Source organism: Yersinia bercovieri ATCC 43970, from assembly GCF_013282745.1.
In the GTDB taxonomy this organism is placed as follows: Bacteria; Pseudomonadota; Gammaproteobacteria; order Enterobacterales; family Enterobacteriaceae; genus Yersinia; species Yersinia bercovieri.
Genome location: NZ_CP054044.1, coordinates 2,218,475 through 2,232,702, shown reverse-complemented (window position 1 = coordinate 2,232,702; position 14,228 = coordinate 2,218,475). Strand labels below are relative to the sequence as shown.

The following is a 14,228-nucleotide window of genomic DNA, read 5'->3' as shown; positions in this document are numbered from 1 at the left end:
CACTATCGAGGTGTACCATTTTTACCCGAGTAGCCAATTTCTGCCGTAAGGTACTGATTCGCGATGATAAATCAGCTCGCGATAGCAAAGCTGTCCGTGACGATACGGCCCGTGATAGCAGTACCCGTAAAGATAAAGTGCCCGGTGAAGATAACGTGGCCCGCAAAGAGAAAAGGCCTGCCAGAACAAATACTGGCCGCAAGAATCATGCGGTGCCTGCTTCGGAACAGAGTCCGATGACGATTATTCCGCGAGATCAGCACAATATTTCCCGTAGGGAGATCAGCGATAATGCGCTGAAGGTGCTCTATCGCCTGAATAAATCAGGCTATGAAGCCTATTTGGTCGGCGGCGGTGTTCGCGACTTACTGCTGGGCAAAAAACCAAAAGATTTTGATATCACCACTAGCGCAACCCCTGAGCAAGTGCGGAAATTATTCCGTAACTGCCGTCTGGTGGGTCGCCGCTTCCGTCTGGCCCACGTGATGTTTGGCCCGGAAATCATTGAAGTCGCCACGTTCCGTGGTCACCACGAACAACAGCAAGCGGAAGATAGTGACAAAAACTCTTCCCAGCAGGCGCTAAATGGCATGCTGCTGCGTGACAACATTTTCGGCACCATCGAAGATGATGCCCAACGCCGCGACTTCACCATTAACAGCCTTTACTACGGCATTTCAGATTTTGCGCTACGTGATTACACCGGCGGCTTACGTGATCTGAAAGAGGGCATTATCCGTCTGATTGGTGATCCTGAAACCCGCTACCGTGAAGACCCGGTGCGGATGCTACGCGCGGTACGTTTTGCCGCGAAACTGGATATGACGATTAGCCCGGAAACCGCAGAGCCGATCCCGCGTCTGGCGTCATTGCTGCGCGAGATCCCCCCTGCCCGTCTGTTTGAAGAGTCACTCAAACTGCTGCAATCGGGTTATGGCTATAAAACCTACTTAAAACTGTGTGAATACCAGCTGTTCCAGCCACTATTCCCGCTGATTGCCCGTAACTTTACTGAACAGCATGACTCGCCGATGGAGCGCATTCTGGTTCAGGTGCTGAAAAATACTGATCATCGTCTACATAATGACCAACGGGTCAACCCCGCGTTCTTATTTGCAGCTATGCTTTGGTATCCGCTGATCGAACATGCGCAAAAACTGACGCAAGAGAGCGGGCTGGCCTATTACGACGCTTTCGCGCTAGCAATGAACGACGTGTTGGATGAAGAGTGCCGTTCGCTGGCAATTCCAAAGCGCATTACCTCGTTGGTGCGGGATATCTGGTTGCTACAATTGCGTCTGTCGCGCCGTCAGGGTAAACGTGCGCACAAGTTGATGGAGCATCCGAAATTCCGCGCCGCTTACGATCTACTGGCGCTACGTGCGGAAGTGGAAAACAACCATGAGTTACAGCGTTTGACCCAGTGGTGGAGTGAATTCCAGGAGGCGACGCCGCTACAGCAGAAAAATATGCTGAATACGCTAGGGGCTGATCCGGCACCGCGTCGCTCTCGTCCTCGCCGCCCACGGAAACCTTTACCACGCAAAGAAGGGGCATAATTCGCACCATGATCCGGGTCTATATCGCGCTGGGAAGTAATCAGGCCATGCCACTACAGCAGGTTAAAACCGCACTGGAAGCGCTAGAGCATCTGCCGCGCACCCGGTTAGTGGCCTGTTCACCTTTTTATCGTACCAAGCCCTTAGGCCCACAGGATCAACCGGATTTCCTCAATGCCGTGGTGGCACTGGATACCTCGCTACCACCGGAGCAACTGCTGGATCACACCCAAGCCATTGAGCGCAATCAGGGGCGGGTGAGGAAAGAGCAGCGCTGGGGGCCACGAACTCTGGATCTGGATATTATGCTGTATGGCGATCAAGTGATAAAAACTGATCGCCTGACGGTGCCGCACTATGGGCTGAAAGAGCGTGAATTTATGCTCTACCCGCTGGCCGATATCGCGCCTGAGCTGATTTTCCCCGATGGCGAAGCCTTATCAGCGCGCCTGACATTGGTGGATAAAAATGGTCTGGTCCCTTGGTGACCTGCGCTAAACCGTGATAATCGGCCACAAGTCATATTCCTATCTGATATCTCCTTTCCATTTTAACCCCCTATTTCAGGAGAAAGCGCGATGAAAGCCACCACCATAAGCCAGTTACGCCAATGGAAACAAGATAAGCGTAAGTTCGCCACACTGACTGCCTATGATGCCAGTTTTGCCCAGTTATTCGCCGAGCAAGGTATTGAGGTGCTGCTGGTGGGTGATTCGCTCGGTATGACGTTACAAGGGTTCGATTCAACTCTGCCCGTTACCGTCGCGGATGTGGCCTACCATACCCGTGCCGTGCGCCGTGGTGCGCCTCATTGCCTGTTATTGGCTGATATGCCGTTTATGAGTTATGCCACACCGGAGCAAACGTTCACTAACGCCGCAGAGCTGATGCGCGCTGGGGCCAATATGGTCAAACTGGAGGGCGGTAGCTGGTTATGCGATACCGTTCGCATGTTGGCAGAGCGCGCAGTTCCGGTTTGTGGGCACTTGGGGCTAACGCCGCAATCAGTCAATATTTTTGGTGGTTACAAAGTGCAAGGGCGAGAAGAGGTCGCGGCAAATCAGCTAATTAAAGATGCATTGGCCCTTGAAGATGCCGGTGCGCAATTATTGGTATTGGAGTGTGTACCAGTAGAGTTGGCGCAGCGGGTGACCGAGGGGCTAACTATTCCGGTGATTGGTATTGGTGCGGGGAATGTCACCGACGGTCAGATTCTGGTTATGCATGATGCACTGGGCATTACTGGCGGCCATACCCCAAAATTCAGCAAAAACTTCTTAGCACAAAGCGCAGGTGACATTCGCGCCGCCATTAAGCTGTATATTCAAGAAGTTGAAAGTGCTCTCTACCCTGCGGAAGAGCACACATTCCAATAAACTTTTACTGCTTAAATATTGCTATTACACCCTATTTATACCCGAATAGATTTCGAGATGCAGGAAGGCGGCAAGCAAGAGAATCCCGATGAGCTTACATTAGTAATGTGATTCGGGTGAACGAGTGCAGACAACACACCTGCAACTTGAAAGATGACGGGTATACCGGAGGAAATAATGCTGATAATCGAAACCCTACCACTGCTGCGCCAGCAGATCCGCCGCTGGCGTCAAGAGGGCAAGCGCGTGGCACTGGTGCCCACCATGGGCAACCTGCACCAAGGGCATATGACCTTGGTGGAAGATGCCAAAACCCGCGCTGATGTGGTGGTAGTGACTATTTTTGTCAATCCGCTGCAATTTGAGCGCCCCGATGATTTGGCCCACTACCCGCGCACCTTGCAGGAAGATTGCGAGAAGTTGACCCGCCACGGCGTTGATTTGGTATTCGCCCCCGCAGCCGATGATATTTATCCCGCAGGGCTGGAAAGCCAGACCTATGTTGAGGTTCCGGCGCTGTCGACTATTTTGGAAGGGGCCAGCCGCCCCGGTCATTTCCGTGGTGTATCAACCATCGTGAGCAAATTGTTCAATTTGGTGCAGCCAGATGTGGCCTGTTTTGGCGAAAAAGATTATCAGCAGTTAGCGCTGATCCGCAAAATGGTGGCGGATATGGGCTATGACATCAATATTGTTGGCGTCCCGATTGTTCGCGCTAAAGATGGCCTGGCACTAAGCTCCCGCAATGGATATTTGACGGCTGAAGAGCGCAAAATTGCGCCGCAGCTCAATAAGATAATGCAGGCGCTGGCCAAGAAGCTGAGCGCAGGTGAACGGCAGATTGATGATTTGCTGTTTGACGCCGCGGAGCAGTTACGCAGCGCCGGTTTTACGCCGGATGAGCTATTTATCCGCGATGCCAACACCTTACAACCACTGACCGTAGAGAGCAAACACGCGGTGATTCTGATGGCAGCCTGGCTAGGCAAAGCACGGCTGATCGATAATCAGCAGGTTGATTTACGCGATTAACTATATGTGGTGAATATTTGTTAGTGCGGTGAGGATTGGTTAGCGCGGTAAATATTGGTAGAGCGCTGATTTCACCGCATCGTCATAGACAAGTGATATAAAATCAGCAAAACTGAGCGCTTCTCTCGGGATCAGTTGATGATGGAATCTGGTACCAGGCTTAATCGGGATCAAAGGTAAGAGTTATGATACGTACTATGTTGCAAGGCAAACTGCATCGGGTCAAAGTCACTCAAGCTGATTTGCACTATGAAGGTTCCTGCGCTATTGATCAGGATTTTCTGGAAGCCGCAGGTATTCTGGAATATGAAGCCATTGATATTTATAACGTTGATAATGGTCAGCGTTTCTCTACTTATGCGATCGCCGCCGAGCGCGGTTCACGGATTATCTCCGTGAATGGTGCTGCTGCGCGCTGCGCCTGTGTCGGTGATAAACTGATTATCTGCTCTTATGTGCAGATGTCTGATGCTGATGCCCGCCTGCACCACCCGAAAGTGGCCTATTTTGAAGGTGAGAATCAGTTGCAGCGCAAAGCTAAGGCCGTGCCGGTTCAGGTCGCCTAAACCCCCTTCGCTCACCAGCCGAATGACTGACTTTATAAGATAAAAAATGGCGCCTCGTTAGAGCGCCATTTTTCATATCACCATCATACTAACAAGCCGCTAATCAGACTCCATCACCGCAGGGGCAGGGGCAACCTGACCGGGTTCATTGGCAATGCGCTCTGCCATGGTCGGGATTGAATCAGTGCGCAAAATATAGAGCCGCTTTAGGGTAAATGGATTATCGCCCGGTTTTACCTTGCCCTGCATGGTGGTGACCGCTAAATGGAAACCTGCATTTTTTGCCGCATCAATGGCGGTTTGGTTAAACCCGCCAAAGGGGTATGACAGAAAAATCACATGGGGATTAAACTGAGATAGCGCCCGGCGTGAGTGTTCAAAATCAAAAACAATATTGTGATAAGAACGACTCAATAAAATGGGGTTACGCTTATTATCAGTTCGATGTAAAAAATGCGTATGAGACTGAATATCAAATACATCCTGAATCTCTTTTAGTTCAGCAATACTCATAAACTGTAATGAGTCAGGATTCCATTTCTGCGGGTGGCGTTTAATGCGCGATGAAATAATAAACGCCGTGGCACGGAAACCATTCTCTTTCAAAATCGGATAAGCATAGCGATGAACTGATTTAAGACCATCGTCAAATGTCAGCACCACGACTTTTGCCGGTAGGTTAATCTTGTTATTAATATAACCTTCAAGCTGATAGAGCGAAATGGTGTCGTAACCAGTCTGCTTGAGATAGGTCATCTGGTTGCTGAAAGCCGCATCAGAGGTGGTGGTTGAGGTATTCAGAAAACGTTTATTTTCTTCATTTTTCAACATGTGGTGATAGGTCAGAATCGGAATGCCGTTATCTATTTCAGCATCGACACTGCTGACATATCCCAAGCGATCGCCAATATTGACCTGATACCAGGTATTACCTAAACGATCTTTCAGCTTACCCACAATCGGGTAGCGCAGGTTATCTACCAGGGTCGCAAATTGCTCACTGTCGACATTTGCCGCGAGATAAACCGCCGTTTCCCGCTTGATCAGAATATTTTGATTCGGCAGCGGTTTATTCAAATCACCCAGAATATCGTTGGTTTTTCGTGCCTTATTGATATCGCGTAAATCGCCTTTATCAATAAAGCCAATGCCGTTACCAAATTTAAATTCGTAGTACTCTGCCGCCGCAGGCGAAACCTGAATAAGTTGGTCTTCTTTTATCTCACCGACGGGAATGACGCGCTCGCCGACCAGCGAATATATTTCGCTATCACGCTGCGCAACCATATATTTAGGTACAAGTACCGATTCATCAGGCAAGAGATCTGCATGGGTCGCCGGTATCATTACCGACATGACAACACCGAGTAGCATCCCAATAGCTATTCTGTTTTTATACCACATTATCGTTCTACTTATGCGCATTCGGCGCTGAATTGAAAAGGGGAAAATCTGGTGCGCCAGCATAGCACGAGACACTTAGAGTTGAGAAAGGCGATATTAGACGGGGACATTATTTATTACGATTAAATTCCAGCATTAACAACAATTAACTCACTATTTATTTACGAGCCACACCAAAACTATATTGGCGTTACAGCAAGTGAAGGTAGCCAACACTGCTGCAACGCCAAGGCCAAGGCCGAAGGTGATTAGGTGCGCAGGCCGCGACCACGCTCAATCAGATACCAAGCCCAAGCATAAAATATCGCAATAAACACCACCAGCACACCAATGGTAAACACCAGCGGCACATCGGTAATGCCGAGGAATCCATAACGAAAACCACTGATCATATATACGATAGGGTTAAGCTTCGATACCGCTAGCCAGAAAGGCGGCAAGAGGGATAGCGAGTAAAATACCCCCCCTAGGTAGGTCAATGGCGTCAACACAAAAGTGGGCACCAAACTGATATCGTCAAATGTTTTGGCAAATACCGCATTCAACAATCCACCGAGAGAAAAGACTATCGCCGTCAGCATTAATGTCAGCGCAATCATTGACCAGGAGTGGACATGCAGTGGCACAAAGAACAGTGAGATTATCGTGACCAGAATACCGACACAGATCCCACGTGCCACCCCGCCACCGACATAACCGATAATCACGATATGGGTTGGCACTGGCGCCACCAGCAGCTCTTCAATGCTACGCTGAAATTTTGCGCCAAAAAAGGAGGCCGCCACGTTGGCATAGGAGTTCGTGATCACCGCCATCATGATCAAGCCGGGCACGATAAACTGCATATAATCAAAACCGCCCATATCACCAATTCGGGAACCAATCAGATTGCCGAAAATAACGAAATAGAGCGACATGGTAATCACCGGTGGCACCAATGTTTGGATCCAGATACGGGCAAAACGCGTGATCTCTTTGATCCAAATACTCTGTAATGCTACCCAATACAGGCGGGTCATGCTTTCTCTCCCCCGTTGCCATTAACCAAGGTGACAAATAGCTCTTCCAGACGGTTAGCCTTGTTGCGCATACTTTGTACCTGAATTCCCTGTGCGTTTAGTTGGCTGAATAGACCATTCAGCCCCTGCTCACGTTTAACATCGACTTCCAGCGTTGAGGTATCCGTCAGACGATAGCTATAGCCTTCCAGCTTAGGAAGTGGGCTCTTAATCGCCAGATCAAAAATAAAGGTTTCGGATTCAAGTTTACCAAGCAACTGTTTCATCGTGGTATTTTCCACCAGCTCACCATTCTGGATAATGCCGATATTGCGGCATAGCATCTCAGCTTCTTCCAGATAGTGGGTGGTCAGAATGATGGTTGTCCCCTGTGCATTCAGCTCTTTCAGGAAGCCCCACATAGAGCGGCGTAGCTCAATATCCACCCCTGCGGTAGGTTCATCAAGGATCAGCAATTTAGGTTCGTGCATCAAGGCGCGAGCAATCATCAAACGGCGCTTCATCCCGCCCGACAGACGAATAGCACGCTCATTACGTTTGCCCCAAAGATCCAACTGGCTAAGATATTTTTCAGCACGTTGCAGGGCTTCGCGCCGTGTCACACCGTAATATCCCGCTTGGGTTACCACAATCTGCAATACCGTTTCAAAGGGATTGAAGTTAAATTCCTGCGGCACTAACCCGAGCTGACGTTTGGCATTCACGATATCTTGATCGATGTCGTAGCCAAAGACCGTCACCTTGCCCGATGTTTTGTTCACCAATGAACTGATAATGCCGATGGTGGTGGATTTACCTGCACCATTAGGCCCAAGAAGAGCATAAAAATCGCCTGCCTCTACGCGCAGATCAATGCCACGCAGTGCCTGAACGCCACCTGCATAGGTTTTGGTCAGTTGCGTTATTTCCAGTGCATATGTCATAAGTAAAAAAGAACCTTATTCAATGGGTATCTCGGCGTCGCAGCACATAATGGCTTGCTTAACCCACCTTCGTCGAGGCGGATCACAGCTGGCAGAGGGGAACCAAACAGACACCGAGAAGATGTTACGCAGACAAAATTGCGCAATCACAGGAACCACAGTTCCGATTTCAAAATCCTAATCCTTGCCGTATATTATCCTATCGCAATCCGTTCATTACAGGCTATTTACATTCATGAAAGAAATAGAAAAGCTCATCGCGAATAATCGGACATGGTCAAACACCATCAGTAAAGACAATCCTGATTTTTTTGAGCACCTGGCGCAAGCCCAGAAACCCCGTTTCCTGTGGATTGGCTGTTCCGATAGTCGCGTCCCAGCCGAGCAGCTTACCGGCTTGAAATCCGGCGAATTATTTGTTCACCGTAACGTTGCCAATCTGGTTATCCATACCGATTTGAACTGTCTGTCCGTGGTTCAATACGCCATCGATGTTCTGCAAGTAGAACATATCATTATTTGTGGTCACCTTGGCTGTGGTGGTGTTGAAGCCGCCATCAAAGGCGAGGAGATGGGGCTGATTGACAACTGGTTACTGCACATCCGCGACCTTTGGTATAAGCACAGCTCGCTGCTAGGTGAACTGCCGCAAGAGGAGCGCAGCAATGTGTTGTGCCAAATCAATGTGGTAGAGCAGGTGTACAACCTGGGTCATTCTACCATTGTTCGCTCGGCGTGGAAGCGCGGGCAGAAAGCCATGATCCACGGCTGGGTATATGGTATTGAAGATGGCTTGCTACGTGATTTAGAAGTGTCCGCCACCAGTCTGGGCAGCCTTGAAATGGTGTACCGTAAAGCCATGGCCGAGTTGTTACAGCAAAATAACAAAGAAGACTAATTAGTCTATGGGAGGGTACGTTCATACGCGCCCTCTCCCATCAATAAATTCCGCTAGATTTGTTGCCTAAATTCGCAGTAGCCGATTACTCGTCCAACATCACCACTTTACCCACATACGGCAAATGTCGGTATCTTTGCGCATAATCGATACCATAACCCACCACAAACTCATCGGGGATGGCAAAACCAACCCACTCAACCGGAACTTGTACTTCGCGGCGCTGTGGTTTGTCCAACAAGGTGCAGATAGCCAATGATTTCGGGCCGCGCAGTTGCAGAATCTCACGGACTTTACTCAACGTGTTACCGGAGTCGATGATATCTTCAACAATCAGCACATCTTTGCCACGGATATCTTCATCCAGATCTTTCAGGATTTTCACATCGCGGGTGGTGCTCATGCCGTTGCCATAGCTCGAGGCCGTCATAAAATCGACTTCATGAGAAACATCTATGGCACGACATAAATCAGCCATAAACATAAATGAACCACGGAGTAACCCAACCAACACCATTTCACTGCCGCTATCGCGATAGTGTTCAGAGATTTGGCGGCCTAACTCGGCAATTCGGGTTTTTACTTCCTGTTCGGAAATCATGACTTCTACGGTGTGTTTCATAGGTATTAACGTCGCTTTTTTACGTTGGATGCCGGAAGAAAGCCGCTGAGTTTACCATAGCCCGTGTCAGGTTGCGACGGGCTGACCCACCGACAAACGGAGCATCCCCGGCAACCTTACCGGGGATTAACTCAAGCACTGACAGTAAAGCCCATCATCATGCCGGTGTCCTCATGTTCCAGCAGGTGGCAATGCGCCATATAAGGCATACTGGCTGGTGCCAGATGATTAAAGCGCACTAAAATTTCACTGCGCGCCCCTTCCACCCTCACAGTATCTTTCCAGCCACGGCGATGTTCTGCTGGCGGCTTACCATTTTCTGTCAAAATACGGAACTGCGTGCCATGGACATGGAATGGATGCAGCATCATGTCGCCTTCACCGGAAATCGTCCACTTCTCGTATTTGCCCTGTTTGGCATCAAACGCCGCTTCACTCATTGAGAATGTTTTGCCGTTAATCATATTGGCATGACTGAAATCAAAGGCGGGGGCGGCTTTCATCGCGCCATGATCCATGCCTTTCATATTCCCGTGATCCATACCCGCCATGTTGCCATTATCCATCATAGTGCCGTGATCCATGCTCATACCAGCCATCGCCTGCATACCATAGCGGCTCATCAGCGCCTGCATACCCAGCATATCCAGTTTAGGGTCCATCATCAGTTGGAACCAACGCTCCTGCAAACCGCTAACATCGGCGAGCGCAGGCACCACCACCAGCGAATCCGGCAACACCTTGCTCCCTGTCGTCAGTGAAGGCTGAATACGTAATACCGGCAGCGGCTTATCAAAGGGCGCTAACGTCATGCCCATCTGTTTCACCGATAGGGTGACGAGATCAAAGGCCTTGCCATCCGAGGTATCCACCAACACTTCGAAACGCTCCCCCATAAGAATTGGCAACTCTTTTACCGCCACCGGCTCCGCCAGTAGCCCGCCATCACTGCCAATGACATACATGGGGCGGCCATCACTCAGTGCCAGATTTAGTGAGCGGGCGTTGCAACCATTGAGTAGCCTTAATCGCACCCAACCGCGCGGCGTAATTTGTTGCGGATAATGTGCGCCATTGGTGAACATGCGGTCACCAAACCAGCCAACAGCGGCGGTCATGACATCCAGCTGATAGTCAATCTGGCCATCTTTGCCCAGTAATTTATCCTGCAAAATCACCGGAATATCATCAACACCCCACTGTTTCGGCAGTGGCAGTTTCTCACTATCACTATCATCAATCAGTACCAAACCGCCTAACCCCATCGCCACCTGACGGCCGGTTTTACCATGGGTATGAGGGTGGAACCAGCAGGTAGCCGCCGGTTGTTCGACGGTAAATGTGATCTGACGTTTTGCACCGGGCTGAATCAGCGCCTGCGGGCCACCATCCATTTCGCCGGGGATCTCCAGACCGTGCCAATGCACCGTCGTCGCCTCCGGTAGGGAGTTGGTGACATTGATGTTGACCGGCTTGCCCCGTGATAAACGAATGGCTGGCCCCAGTAAATTGCCATTGTAGCCCCAAGTTTGGGTAGCAGCAGATGGCAACCAAGCCATAGTGCCGGTCTGAATATTCAGATTAATGTTGCCAGTGGCGTCCGGCTGGAGCAGTGGCGGGATAGGCAGTGGTGAAAAATCTGCGGCCCAGGCCGCGCGGCTCCATAAAGGCAGTGAAGTGGCGGCTCCAAGAGCTGCCGTTAATTTGATAAAATCACGGCGATGCATGGTCGTCTCCATTCGTGATAGCCGATAAATACTGATGAAAAGTCAGCAGTTATCGCGGGTGAGTGCCTAAGTGGCAAAAAAACAGCATTATGCGCGAGCATAAACCCTCCCCTAACAGGAAGGTCAAGGTGCAATCAATCACTCTGTGAATCATCCCCAATGTAATATTGTTTACATTGGGGCATCACAGTGTGATAACGTCTGTTAACAATGAACAAGCCTATTTCCGCTATGAAAAGAACAACGTTAGTTATGCTGCTGCTTACTCTGTGCGGATTCTCATCTGCCAGCTCTGCATTAAGTGAATCTGAAGCAGAAGATCTCGCGGATCTGACTGCGGTATTCGTCTATCTAAAAAATGATTGTGGGTACAACGAGTTACCCAATAATGAAATCAAGCGGGCAATCGTCTATTTTGCCCAACAAAATCGCTGGGACCTGCGTAACTACAATAGTTTTAATATGAAAGCGTTAGGTGAAGATAGCTATCGAGACCTACGTGGTATTGCCATCCCCGTTCCAACCAAATGTAAGTCTCTGGCCCGTGACTCTTTAAGTTTATTGGCCTACGCTAACTAGCGATCCCACCTTTATCCTTTCAGTCTGGAATTCCGCCGTGCAACCTCAGGCAGAGTTGGCTATGATGTTGCCCCCCATTTTTCATGGCTGTTACTGCGAAGGAGAAGCCCCGAACATGTCACAGAAAGAACTATGGTATGAAACATTACATGCCAACTTCGGCCAGTACTTTTCAGTAGAGAATGTCCTGTACCGCGAAAAAACCGAGCATCAGGATCTGGTGATTTTTGAGAACCCCGTGCTGGGTCGGGTCATGGCCTTAGATGGCGTGGTGCAAACCACCGAGCGTGATGAATTTATCTATCACGAAATGATGACTCACGTCCCTATACTGGCCCACGGTCAGGCGAAGAGCGTGCTGATCATCGGTGGTGGTGACGGTGCAATGCTGCGTGAAGTCAGCCGCCATAAAAATATCGACCAAATTACCATGGTCGAAATTGACGCGGGTGTGGTGGCGTTCTGCCGCCAATATCTACCGAATCACAGTGCTGGTGCCTATGATGATCCCCGCTTCACATTGGTGATTGATGATGGTGTTAACTTCGTCAATCAAACCACGGAAAAATTTGATGTCATCATCTCTGACTGCACCGACCCCATCGGCCCAGGAGAAAGCCTGTTCACCTCTGCTTTCTACCAAGGGTGCGCCCGTAGCCTGAACGACGGTGGTATTTTTGTCGCGCAAAACGGCGTTTGCTTCCTGCAACAAGATGAAGCGGTCGACAGCCACAATAAGCTTAGCCACTATTTTAGCGATGTCAGTTTTTATCAGGCCGCCATTCCAACCTATTACGGTGGCATTATGACGTTCGCTTGGGCAACTCAAAATCCCTCGCTGCGTCAGTTAGATCAGGCCACACTGCAACAACGTTTTGCCGATGCGGGCCTAACTTGCCGTTACTATAACCCAGCCATTCATGTCGGCAGCTTCGCACTGCCACAATATCTGTTGAATGCCTTAACGGCCCGTGTTGATAATCCATAAGGAGCGGAACCAAATTGTCCAAGCTTAAACTACATGGCTTCAACAACCTGACGAAAAGCCTGAGTTTTTGTATTTACGATATTTGTTATGCCAAAACCGCAGACGACCGCGACGGCTATATCGCCTACATTGACGAACAGTACAACGCCAACCGCCTGACCGAGATCTTGAGTGAAACCTGCTCAATCATTGGTGCCAATATATTGAATATTGCGCGTCAGGATTACGATCCGCAGGGTGCCAGTGTCACCATTTTAGTCAGCGAAGAGCCGGTCGATCCTCGTGATGTCGATACCTCAGAGCACCCCGGCCCGCTGCCAAATGCGGTGGTTGCGCATTTGGACAAGAGCCATATCTGCGTCCATACCTACCCAGAAAGTCACCCTGAAGCGGGGCTATGCACTTTCCGTGCCGATATCGAAGTCTCGACCTGCGGGGTAATTTCACCGCTAAAAGCCCTGAATTACCTGATCCATCAGTTGGAGTCCGACATCGTCACCATGGATTATCGGGTGCGCGGATTTACCCGTGATATCAACGGGGTTAAACACTTTATTGATCATAAAATTAACTCGATTCAGAACTTTATGTCAGATGATATGAAGTCGCTTTATCACATGATGGATGTGAATGTTTATCAGGAAAATATCTTCCATACCAAGATGATGCTGAAAGATTTCGATTTGAAGCATTACCTGTTTAATGCCAAGCCAGAAGAGCTGAGTGCGGAAGAACGAGAACGTATTACCCGCCTGTTATACAAAGAAATGCAGGAAATCTACTATGGCCGCAACATGCCAGAAGTGTAATAAGTTGCGGGTAATATCAGACTTTAAAATCCGGTTTTTAGCCGCATTGCCGATCAGTTAACTGATCGGCAAGATTACGTGATCGTTAGTTGGCCTGATGCTCGGATTTAACCTGCCACTGCTGCGGGCCGATGATATTTTCACCAGTTTTAAGATTTAGTCGCGAGTCACCGCCACCACGAAATGGTGACGGCAAGTGATTGAAATGAAACAGCTCTAATTATCAACCCGTGCAGCGGCTAATGGCTAATCGCAGCGCGGCACCTATCTCTTCTGGCTCACTATCCACAGAGATAAGCACATCATCCGCTCCCTTTATTCCTTTACCACTCCATGCTTCTAGTTTCTCATGATGAGTAGGCGAAATCCTGATCCAATCATTAATACAATGGATATGACAACTCTTCATATCCTTGAATAATGCCCTTTTGGTTTTATAACCAAATCTTCCCATTAACATGGCTACCCAGGCTGCATATTGCTCTTTGCCTTTTTCAAGATCAAAAAAAGCCACACGCTCCTCAAGAGAGGTTAATGTTCGGCTATTTGACAATGCAAACAGAACAGCGTCACCAATGCTTTTATCACCTGCATCAGCGGGTAATAGGCAGGAGGGAAAAAGTGGATCTCTACGCACCCTGCCAAGTCCAGAATATGTATCTATACACAAAAATTCTTTAGTAGAAAAAACTGAGATCCAGTAATCCTGATCTTTATTGAACATAA

The 14,228-nt window shown here is 49.2% G+C and carries 15 protein-coding genes; 9 read left to right on the top strand and 6 right to left on the bottom strand.

Translation table 11 applies throughout. The annotated features are described in order from the left end of the window. The first annotated feature begins 17 nt into the window (after window positions 1-17). The 5 genes from pcnB to panD all read left to right on the top strand — a co-directional run bounded on the left by pcnB (window position 18) and on the right by panD (window position 4,533). Window positions 18-1,559, top strand: coding sequence for a polynucleotide adenylyltransferase PcnB (gene pcnB / locus HRK25_RS09975; RefSeq protein WP_071984923.1), 1,542 nt, complete (start codon window positions 18-20; stop codon window positions 1,557-1,559). Window positions 1,560-1,567: 8 nt separating this feature from the next. Further along, window positions 1,568-2,047 carry a 2-amino-4-hydroxy-6-hydroxymethyldihydropteridine diphosphokinase gene (gene folK / locus HRK25_RS09970; RefSeq protein ID WP_005276529.1) on the top strand — a complete coding sequence of 160 codons (480 nt, stop codon included), beginning with the start codon at window positions 1,568-1,570 and terminating at the stop codon, window positions 2,045-2,047. A gap of 90 nt (window positions 2,048-2,137) precedes the next feature. Beyond that, window positions 2,138-2,935 (top strand): 3-methyl-2-oxobutanoate hydroxymethyltransferase, encoded by a 798-nt coding sequence (panB, locus tag HRK25_RS09965; RefSeq protein ID WP_005276531.1) that lies wholly within the window; start codon window positions 2,138-2,140, stop codon window positions 2,933-2,935. 177 nt (window positions 2,936-3,112) lie between these two features. Continuing rightward, on the top strand, window positions 3,113-3,967 hold the full coding sequence (gene panC / locus HRK25_RS09960; RefSeq protein ID WP_005276533.1) for a pantoate--beta-alanine ligase: 855 nt from the start codon (window positions 3,113-3,115) through the stop codon (window positions 3,965-3,967). Window positions 3,968-4,152: 185 nt separating this feature from the next. Then, window positions 4,153-4,533 carry an aspartate 1-decarboxylase gene (gene panD, locus HRK25_RS09955; RefSeq protein ID WP_005156780.1) on the top strand — a complete coding sequence of 127 codons (381 nt, stop codon included), beginning with the start codon at window positions 4,153-4,155 and terminating at the stop codon, window positions 4,531-4,533. Between the two features lie 99 nt (window positions 4,534-4,632). On the opposite strand, the gene HRK25_RS09950 is transcribed toward panD, so the two are convergent. The 3 genes from HRK25_RS09950 to HRK25_RS09940 form a co-directional block, all read right to left on the bottom strand. Continuing rightward, complete coding sequence (locus tag HRK25_RS09950; RefSeq protein ID WP_005276539.1) at window positions 4,633-5,937, bottom strand: polysaccharide deacetylase family protein; 1,305 nt, start codon at window positions 5,935-5,937, stop codon at window positions 4,633-4,635. A 248-nt stretch (window positions 5,938-6,185) separates the two neighbouring features. Further along, on the bottom strand, window positions 6,186-6,956 hold the full coding sequence (locus tag HRK25_RS09945) for an ABC transporter permease (protein WP_032898323.1): 771 nt from the start codon (window positions 6,954-6,956) through the stop codon (window positions 6,186-6,188). Then, a complete protein-coding gene (locus tag HRK25_RS09940; RefSeq protein ID WP_005276542.1) occupies window positions 6,953-7,879 on the bottom strand; it encodes an ABC transporter ATP-binding protein in 927 nt (308 codons plus the stop codon). The genes HRK25_RS09945 and HRK25_RS09940 overlap by 4 nt, the downstream gene beginning before the upstream one ends. A gap of 235 nt (window positions 7,880-8,114) precedes the next feature. On the opposite strand from HRK25_RS09940, the gene can reads away from it, so the two are divergent. Continuing rightward, window positions 8,115-8,777, top strand: a complete 663-nt coding sequence (can, locus tag HRK25_RS09935; RefSeq protein ID WP_004875073.1) for a carbonate dehydratase — start codon at window positions 8,115-8,117, stop codon at window positions 8,775-8,777. Between the two features lie 85 nt (window positions 8,778-8,862). On the opposite strand, the gene hpt is transcribed toward can, so the two are convergent. Both hpt and cueO read right to left on the bottom strand, forming a co-directional pair. Next, the gene (gene hpt, locus HRK25_RS09930; protein WP_032898325.1) at window positions 8,863-9,399 is read right to left on the bottom strand and encodes a hypoxanthine phosphoribosyltransferase; all 537 of its coding nucleotides are present in this window, start codon (window positions 9,397-9,399) and stop codon (window positions 8,863-8,865) included. A gap of 131 nt (window positions 9,400-9,530) precedes the next feature. Beyond that, window positions 9,531-11,126, bottom strand: coding sequence for a multicopper oxidase CueO (gene cueO / locus HRK25_RS09925; RefSeq protein ID WP_032898326.1), 1,596 nt, complete (start codon window positions 11,124-11,126; stop codon window positions 9,531-9,533). A gap of 231 nt (window positions 11,127-11,357) precedes the next feature. Between cueO and HRK25_RS09920 the strand changes: the two genes are divergently transcribed. The 3 genes from HRK25_RS09920 (at window position 11,358) to speD (ending at window position 13,502) form a co-directional block, all read left to right on the top strand. Then, window positions 11,358-11,705 carry a YacC family pilotin-like protein gene (locus HRK25_RS09920; protein ID WP_032898327.1) on the top strand — a complete coding sequence of 116 codons (348 nt, stop codon included), beginning with the start codon at window positions 11,358-11,360 and terminating at the stop codon, window positions 11,703-11,705. Window positions 11,706-11,820: 115 nt separating this feature from the next. Then, window positions 11,821-12,693 carry a polyamine aminopropyltransferase gene (gene speE / locus HRK25_RS09915; RefSeq protein ID WP_032898328.1) on the top strand — a complete coding sequence of 291 codons (873 nt, stop codon included), beginning with the start codon at window positions 11,821-11,823 and terminating at the stop codon, window positions 12,691-12,693. 14 nt (window positions 12,694-12,707) lie between these two features. Further along, window positions 12,708-13,502 carry an adenosylmethionine decarboxylase gene (gene speD / locus HRK25_RS09910; RefSeq protein WP_005276549.1) on the top strand — a complete coding sequence of 265 codons (795 nt, stop codon included), beginning with the start codon at window positions 12,708-12,710 and terminating at the stop codon, window positions 13,500-13,502. Window positions 13,503-13,725: 223 nt separating this feature from the next. Here the strand turns inward: speD and HRK25_RS09905 are convergent, their stop codons facing one another. Next, a complete protein-coding gene (locus HRK25_RS09905) occupies window positions 13,726-14,226 on the bottom strand; it encodes a contact-dependent growth inhibition system immunity protein (RefSeq protein WP_032898330.1) in 501 nt (166 codons plus the stop codon). Window positions 14,227-14,228: the final 2 nt, after the last annotated feature.

Excerpts from the sequence above, each read along its gene's own strand:
- folK (WP_005276529.1), top strand. The coding sequence starts at position 1,568 with ATGATCCGGGTCTATATCGCGCTGGGAAGTAATCAGGCCATGCCACTA.
- panB (WP_005276531.1), top strand. The coding sequence starts at position 2,138 with ATGAAAGCCACCACCATAAGCCAGTTACGCCAATGGAAACAAGATAAG.
- panC (WP_005276533.1), top strand. The coding sequence starts at position 3,113 with ATGCTGATAATCGAAACCCTACCACTGCTGCGCCAGCAGATCCGCCGC.
- panD (WP_005156780.1), top strand. The coding sequence starts at position 4,153 with ATGATACGTACTATGTTGCAAGGCAAACTGCATCGGGTCAAAGTCACT.
- HRK25_RS09950 (WP_005276539.1), bottom strand. The coding sequence starts at position 5,937 with ATGTGGTATAAAAACAGAATAGCTATTGGGATGCTACTCGGTGTTGTC.
- HRK25_RS09945 (WP_032898323.1), bottom strand. The coding sequence starts at position 6,956 with ATGACCCGCCTGTATTGGGTAGCATTACAGAGTATTTGGATCAAAGAG.
- HRK25_RS09940 (WP_005276542.1), bottom strand. The coding sequence starts at position 7,879 with ATGACATATGCACTGGAAATAACGCAACTGACCAAAACCTATGCAGGT.
- can (WP_004875073.1), top strand. The coding sequence starts at position 8,115 with ATGAAAGAAATAGAAAAGCTCATCGCGAATAATCGGACATGGTCAAAC.
- hpt (WP_032898325.1), bottom strand. The coding sequence starts at position 9,399 with ATGAAACACACCGTAGAAGTCATGATTTCCGAACAGGAAGTAAAAACC.
- cueO (WP_032898326.1), bottom strand. The coding sequence starts at position 11,126 with ATGCATCGCCGTGATTTTATCAAATTAACGGCAGCTCTTGGAGCCGCC.
- HRK25_RS09920 (WP_032898327.1), top strand. The coding sequence starts at position 11,358 with ATGAAAAGAACAACGTTAGTTATGCTGCTGCTTACTCTGTGCGGATTC.
- speE (WP_032898328.1), top strand. The coding sequence starts at position 11,821 with ATGTCACAGAAAGAACTATGGTATGAAACATTACATGCCAACTTCGGC.
- HRK25_RS09905 (WP_032898330.1), bottom strand. The coding sequence starts at position 14,226 with ATGTTCAATAAAGATCAGGATTACTGGATCTCAGTTTTTTCTACTAAA.